A 6410-nucleotide genomic window follows, 5' to 3' on the forward strand; every position below is an offset into this window, starting at 1 on the left:
GCTGCACGGAGGCGAGGTGCAGGCTGTTGCCGCCCCGGTAGGAGCGGTCGGTGTCCACGTTCATGGGCATCACGCGCTCGCCCGGCGCCCACGGCTTCTGCCAGGGCGCGGTGCCCTGCCTGATCTGCTCGATGATCGCGTCGGCGAACTTGCGGTGGTATTCGTCGTGGTTCATGCGTCCACCTCCTCGCCGTGCGGGTCGCCCCAGGCGGCCGCGATCTCGTCCTCGCTCCCCACGTCCTCGGGGAAGAGGCCGTACTCCTCGGCCATGTAGGCCGGGACTTCGAGCGTGTCGCCTGCGTCGCGCGCGAGCTCGCGGTCGAAGTCCTCGAACGTCTCGACGGGGATGGTGCTGCCGTTCCAGCTCATGGGTTCACCTCCTTCGGTGTGGGTTCTTCTCTCCGGCCCGCTTCAGGCGGCCCGGTGATCCAGTGGCCGGTGGCCGCGTCGTAGCCGCCGACCTCGAGCGCGTCCTCGACGAACCGTTGGCCTCCGCGGCGGGCCACGTGCAGGACGAGCGCGATGCCGTCGACGACGCCCCGGCAGGTGACCTCCCAGGGCAGCGCGTCTCCGGCCTGCATGGCGCAGCTCGCGAGCCGCGAGAGCGCGGAGCGCGCGTTGTTGGCGTGGATGGTGGTGAGCGACCCGCCGTGGCCGGTGTTGAGCGCCTGCAGCAGGTCGGCGGCCTCGCCGCCGCGCACCTCGCCGACGACGATGTGGTCGGGCCGGTGCCGGAGCGCGTGCCGCACCAGATCGCGGATCTCAACGGGCGTCTCTGAGAGGGTGGCTCCGGCCTCGAAGCGGAGGCAGTTGGCACGGTCGATCCTGAGTTCGAGCGTGTCCTCGATCGCGACGATGCGTTCGTCCTCGGGCAGCAGTTCGATCAGCGCGTTCAGCAGCGTGGTCTTGCCCGAGCCGGTGCCGCCGGAGACGAGGATGTTCTGGCGGGACGCAAGCGTGTTCCGGGCGGCTTCGAGGATGTCTTCGGGCAGCGAGCCCAGCCGCACGAGGTCCTCGGCCGAGAACGCGCGGCCTCCGAACCGCCGTATGGTGATCGCGACCTCGGGACTCGCGGGCGGGGTGCAGATGGCGACCCGCGATCCGTCCTCCAGCCGTGCATCCAGGATCGGCCGCGCGGCGGGATCGAGCCCGAGCGGCCGCGCGATGTGGATTGCCGCGCGGTGGAGCCATGCGGCGGTGAGGGCCGGCGCGTCGTGGGGCTCCAGCCTTCCGGCCCGCTCGATCCAGACATTGCCGGGACCGTTGATCATGATCTCGGAGACCTCGGGGTCCCCGAGCAGACCCTCCAGGCCCGGCAAGAAGGGAGTGAGGTGGCCGACGCCGCTGGCGCGCTTCATATCCGCCCCTCCTCCCGTTGCCGCCAGTAGCCCTGGGTCCTCGGCAGGTAGTGGGGCTTCAGGTAGACGCGGGTGGCCGGGAGCGACTTGACGCCGTCGTAGGGGAGGCAGACGGCCTGGTAGTTGGCCAGAAGTCCGAACTCGCGCGGCGTGAACACGGGTTCCCGCTGCCGGCGGAACGACTTGCTCGCGCCGATGGTGCCGCGCCCGCCGCCCGCGCGGCCGGAGAGCAGCGAGAACTCGGGCCTCCCCGTCGTCTCGGTGAACGTGTAGGAGGCCTGCGTCTTCATGACGGAGCCGCACATCTCGGACGCGATCTTGGCCGACGCCTCGTCCGAGAGCGACAGGAAGATCCGGGTGCGGAGCGTCTGGACGAGGGTGCGCCAGGCCTCGCCCGAGGGGAGCACGGAGCGGAGCGAGGAGATCGATTGCGTGGCCACCACGGGCACGCACCGGCACTGGCGCGTGAGCGCGAACGCCTTCTCGTCACCGGAAGGATCGTCCTGGCCGACGGTCGCGAACGCCTGGTATTCGTCGCAGATGAACACGGCGGGCCGCATGTAGCGTTCGGGCCGCCGCGCGGCCTCCGCGGGCCTTCGGAGCAGCGCCTGCATCCAGGCGTTCTTGAGCAGCACGCCGATGGCGCGGGCCAGCGCCGGGTTCGCGCCCGCGGGCATGTTGAGCGCAAGAACCTTGCCGCCCTCGATCAGGTCGCTGAGCGGCGGCAGTCGGCGGCGGAGCCCCGGCATGGGCTGGACATCCGGTGCGCCCTCCCCATCGTCGGTCCGCTTGGCCGGGGCATCGTCCCCCGGCGGAAGCGGGCAGAACACGGCGGCCACGTCCGGCTGGTCGAAGAGCGAGAGGAAGACGCTGATCCCCTCGACGATCGAGGTGCGGAGCTTGGCGTCGAGCGCCATCCAGTCGTGCAGGTACCATCGTTCGATGGCCTGCACCTGCTCGGCGTACTCGCTGCCTGCGGCGCCGGAGACCGGCTCCGTCCGGTGTTCGACCTTCAGCTCCGCGAGCAGCGCGGCGCGGTCCGGATCGAGGCGGCAGGCCACCTTGCCGGTGCCCGCCATTTCCCAGCCCCAGTCCTCCAGCGCCTGCCTGTGCGCGTTCAGATCCTTGGCGGCGATGACGGCCCGCATGGGGCATAGCCGCAGGGCGCGGGCCTTCGCCTCGCCGATCTTCTCGGCGAAGAGCTCGGCGTCCACCGTGCAGCGGTAGATGTCCTGGAGGGTGACCCAGCCCACCGGCAGCAGCCGATGCAGCTCGACGATCCACCGGACGAGGTTCGTGTACGCCTGTTGCCAGAACGGTTCGCGGGACTTGCCGAAGAGCTGGTTGATGAGGGAGGCCACGCCGTAGGCCATCGAGTAGGAGTCGAGGAGCGGGTCGTCGAGCGGGTTCCACTGGAGCGAGCCGCCGAGCCCGATCTCCAGGTAGTCGTCCCCGCGCCCGGCGTCTTTGACGATCCGCCTCACCTGATGACAGAAGTCCCCTTTGACTTCGAGCACGAGCGCGCCCGCGCGGCGGCCGGGATCGTCGGCTTGCCAGGAGAGGAGCTGCCGCGCGAAGGGGTACATGCACGCGGTCGTCTTGCCGGTGCCGACCGCTCCGACGACGAGCATGCCGGTGTAGAGCCCCTTTTCGGGGATCACGAGCCAGGAGGGCCGCACGCTCTCGGTGGCCGCGGTTGGGTGGTGCAGTTCGCCGATCACGAGCGAGGGCGCGTCGTCGGCGGGCGACGTGGGCCACGCCGGGAGCCTGCCTCGGTTGCGCCCCCTCGCGAGCGGCCGCATCCAGACGCGCGAGACCGAGAGCGCGATCGACCCGGCCAGGAACACGGCCACGCCGGGCGCCATGAAGTGCCAGAGGTGGATCGCCCGGTGGAGGCCCGGATCGCGGTCGGCGATCAGGTCAAGATACGGGTTACCGCCCGGACCGGGGAACGGCGCGAGGAACGCGCGCCAGGCGAGCGCCATGAGCGCGACTCCGATGAGGACGAGCGTCCACGGCCTCACGGAGCGGACACCCTTCCCGGAGGGATCGATGCTGCGGGAGCGACCCAGGCATGGGGGCGAGGGTGTGAAAACATGCTCGCCGCTATGCCGTACCGAGCCTCTGGCGAGGGGGGTCGCTCCCGCCACGGCCGATGCGGCCCGTCCGGCAACAGGCCGGCGGGCCGCGAGGCCGCAAGACGCAACCGTGCAAGCGGATCAGCGGAACGCCCGGCGTGAATCGCCGGAGCGCGGATTCGTGAAACGACCCCCCGCGTCGTTTTCACGCCGCGGTGCGGCAGGGCAGGCGCTCCGCTCATCGGAAGCGAACCCTCGCGAGGCGCTCGGTCCGCCAGCCGACGCCGCGGTCGATCGATCCGCACCCGCCCTGCCGGCGGGCTTGTCTTTCCAGCGCGACGCTGCGCTTGAGCGCGGCCTGGAGGCCGCCGAACTCCTCGAGGATGTGGACCGCGCCCTGCACGATCGCCCGCTCGATCCGGGCCAGTTCTTCCGCCGTCCCGGCGTCGGGCTCGCCGGCGCCGGTGGCCCCGGCCCAGCCGCGCGTCACCCGGCGTGCCCGCTCCAGTTCGCGCGCGGTGCGGGCGACGGCCACGACCTCGACCGACCGGCCCATCCTTCGGAGCGCGCGCCAGAGCCCGCGGTGCGCCCGGCCCCACGAGCGGAGCGCGGTGGCGGTGTCGTGGCCGGGCTCGGCGTAGACGAACAGGGCCCGGGTCGAGTCGAGCGCGACGGGCAGCTTGACGGGGAAGTAGCGCCGGGTCTCGCGGGCCGCTCCGCGGTACACGCGCACGGGCAGCAGCGAACGCCCGATGCCGAGCGCGTCGAACGCGGAGACCTTCTCAGTCTCGGTCGGGAGCCACGGAAGATCGGAGTGCTCGATGACGTAGTCGAGCGAGAGCAGGCGGCGCATGAGGACCTCGGTCGAGGCGCCGCGGCGGTGGCGGATGTGCTCGGCTCCGAGCGCCCGGTAGACCGGCCGTGAGAAGATCCGGCAGACGCGGCCGATGCCCGCGATGCCGGGCTCCGTCTCCTCGCTCGCGACCCGGCGCTCGATCAGCGCGTGGACGACGCGGCGGACCTGCTCGGGGTGCGCGTCCATGAACCGTCCGCACTGGGCGCGGGTGAACACCCCGCTGTGCAGGCACACGAGCGCGATCCACTCGGCCTTCCTTCCGGTCCAGCCGAACGCTTCGAGCGCCTTCTCGCGCCCCTTGAGGTGTCCGATCATCGCTCGTCCCCGGTCACGAGCGCGCGGTCGGCCTGCATGTAGGTGATGAGGAGTCCCATCGGGTTGTGGACGACCAGCTCGGGCGGGACGGAGTCCAGGAACTCGAACCGGAGCGTGAGCGACCAGCGCTCGCGCAGCACCTCCCGGGCGGCCGCGAGATGCACGAGCTCGAAGTCGGCCGTTGCGCCGTGCGGCGGCTCGGGCGAGGGGTGGATCCGGAGCACGACCCGCTCGACCTGGCGCTCGGTCTCGGCGGTCCCGGCTGCGACACCCGCGACCTCGTCGCCGTCGCGCGCGAACGCCGCGTTGGCGAGTTCCGTGCTCAGGAACCGGAGGCTCCGGGTCCAGTGCTCCTCGACCGTGGCCCGGCGCCGCGAGTGGAAGTCCGCGACGAATCGGTTGAGGAAATACTTGGTCGTCGGGTCGAGCGGGTCCGCCTGCGCGGTCGCGGCCTCGTATGCCACCGCTTCGGCGCGACCGACCTCGTCAACGCGGATCACGATGGGCTTGGGCGGCTCGGCGCCCGCGATACGAAGCAGGACGAACACGCCGAGGACGCAGCTGGCGGAGAGAAAGATCAGGATCGTTCTGAGCTTCCGGTTCGCCTGCACCGCCTCGCCCCAGATCTCGGCGTACTCGCGGCCCGCGTCTCCATCTCCGTTCATTCGCGCTCTTCTCATTCCTGGCATCTCCAAGGATCTCAGACGGGCTTGACGGGGGCGGCGGCCTTGCCGGCTCCCTGCATGACGAGCGCGACGAACCCGGACCCGGCGGAGCCGGAACCGGAGACGAGCATCGAGGCGAGTTCGCCGACCTTGAGCCCGGCCATGAGGCCGGAGACGACGAGCGGCATGAGGACGACGGCCCAGAGCCAGAGCTCGAACGGGTCCGCCGTTCCCGTGCCCATGAGGGCATCGGCGTAGGTCGTGATGTAGCCCATGCCGACGCCCATGAAGACCCGAAGCACGGCCCCGGCCACGACGCCGTAGAGCGTGTAGACCATCAGCGTCCGGAACCATCCCCAGAACAGGAACGAGAGCGGCTCGAAGAGCAGGAACGCGATGAACACCGGACCGAGCAGGATCGCGATGGCGATGGCGACCTGCGCCCAGATCACCTGCGCGTAGGTGACGCAGAAGAGCGCCAGCAGGCAGAACACGAGCGAGGCGCCCATCACCAGCGTGACCAACGACGAAAAGATCACGGTCGTTCCCGCCGTCACGATCGAGAGCAGGTTGCCCGTGGACCACGCGGCGCTCAGGTGCGCGCTGTACGCCTGTACGAGCGCCGCCATCTCGGTGTACCCGGCCGACACCACGTCGGACAGGAACAGGTTCTGGAGCCAGATCCCGCCTCCGGCGACCATGGCCGGGAACGTGAGCCCGACGCCGGGGATCGGGACGACGTAGTAGTGAAGCAGGGTGCGGGGGATCGCGATCCCGATCACGAGCTTGACGATCTCCCAGGGCTGGAACGTGCCGCTGAACGCGATCTTGAGGCCGGTCCAGGCGACCATCACGGCGGCGAGCCCGCCCCAGAGCTGGAGCCCGAGCGTGTGAACGTCGGGCGCGGCCCCGCCGACGACGGTGTCGAGCACCACGTCGAGGAAGCTCTTGAAGTCCTGAAGCTGATCGGCCGGGATCTGGGCCGGGACGTTCGGGTCGATGGACTGCGGGGGCAGTTGCATGGCCGTCGCGCCCCTACCGGTAGAACGACGGGACGCGGAACAGGAGCCCGTCGCGAAGCGTGGCCCGGTTCAGCGAAGCCGCGTTCCGCATCGTCCCGGCGAGCGCGTTCGCCCGC

The 6410-nt window shown here is 70.7% G+C and carries 6 protein-coding genes; all 6 read right to left on the reverse strand.

Going from position 1 to position 6410, the window contains the following annotated elements:
- Nucleotides 1-171: 171 nt before the first annotated feature.
- Nucleotides 172-369, reverse strand: a complete 198-nt coding sequence (locus RN901_RS12315) for a hypothetical protein (RefSeq protein WP_310758586.1) — start codon at nt 367-369, stop codon at nt 172-174.
- A complete protein-coding gene (locus RN901_RS12320) occupies nt 366-1358 on the reverse strand; it encodes an ATPase, T2SS/T4P/T4SS family (protein WP_310758587.1) in 993 nt (330 codons plus the stop codon). Before RN901_RS12320 ends, RN901_RS12315 begins: the two co-directional genes overlap by 4 nt.
- Nucleotides 1355-3382 (reverse strand): type IV secretion system DNA-binding domain-containing protein, encoded by a 2028-nt coding sequence (locus RN901_RS12325; protein ID WP_310758588.1) that lies wholly within the window; start codon nt 3380-3382, stop codon nt 1355-1357. The genes RN901_RS12320 and RN901_RS12325 overlap by 4 nt, the downstream gene beginning before the upstream one ends.
- A gap of 292 nt (nt 3383-3674) precedes the next feature.
- Nucleotides 3675-4607, reverse strand: a complete 933-nt coding sequence (locus RN901_RS12330) for a TetR-like C-terminal domain-containing protein (protein WP_310758589.1) — start codon at nt 4605-4607, stop codon at nt 3675-3677.
- Nucleotides 4604-5287: a VirB8/TrbF family protein gene (locus RN901_RS12335; RefSeq protein ID WP_310758590.1), complete on the reverse strand. Its 684-nt coding sequence runs from the start codon at nt 5285-5287 to the stop codon at nt 4604-4606. The genes RN901_RS12330 and RN901_RS12335 overlap by 4 nt, the downstream gene beginning before the upstream one ends.
- Before the next feature lie 20 nt (nt 5288-5307).
- The gene (locus RN901_RS12340) at nt 5308-6294 is read right to left on the reverse strand and encodes a type IV secretion system protein (RefSeq protein WP_310758591.1); all 987 of its coding nucleotides are present in this window, start codon (nt 6292-6294) and stop codon (nt 5308-5310) included.
- Nucleotides 6295-6410 lie beyond the last annotated feature (116 nt).

It is taken from the genome of Candidatus Palauibacter soopunensis (assembly GCF_947581735.1).
In the GTDB taxonomy this organism is placed as follows: Bacteria; Gemmatimonadota; Gemmatimonadetes; order Palauibacterales; family Palauibacteraceae; genus Palauibacter; species Palauibacter soopunensis.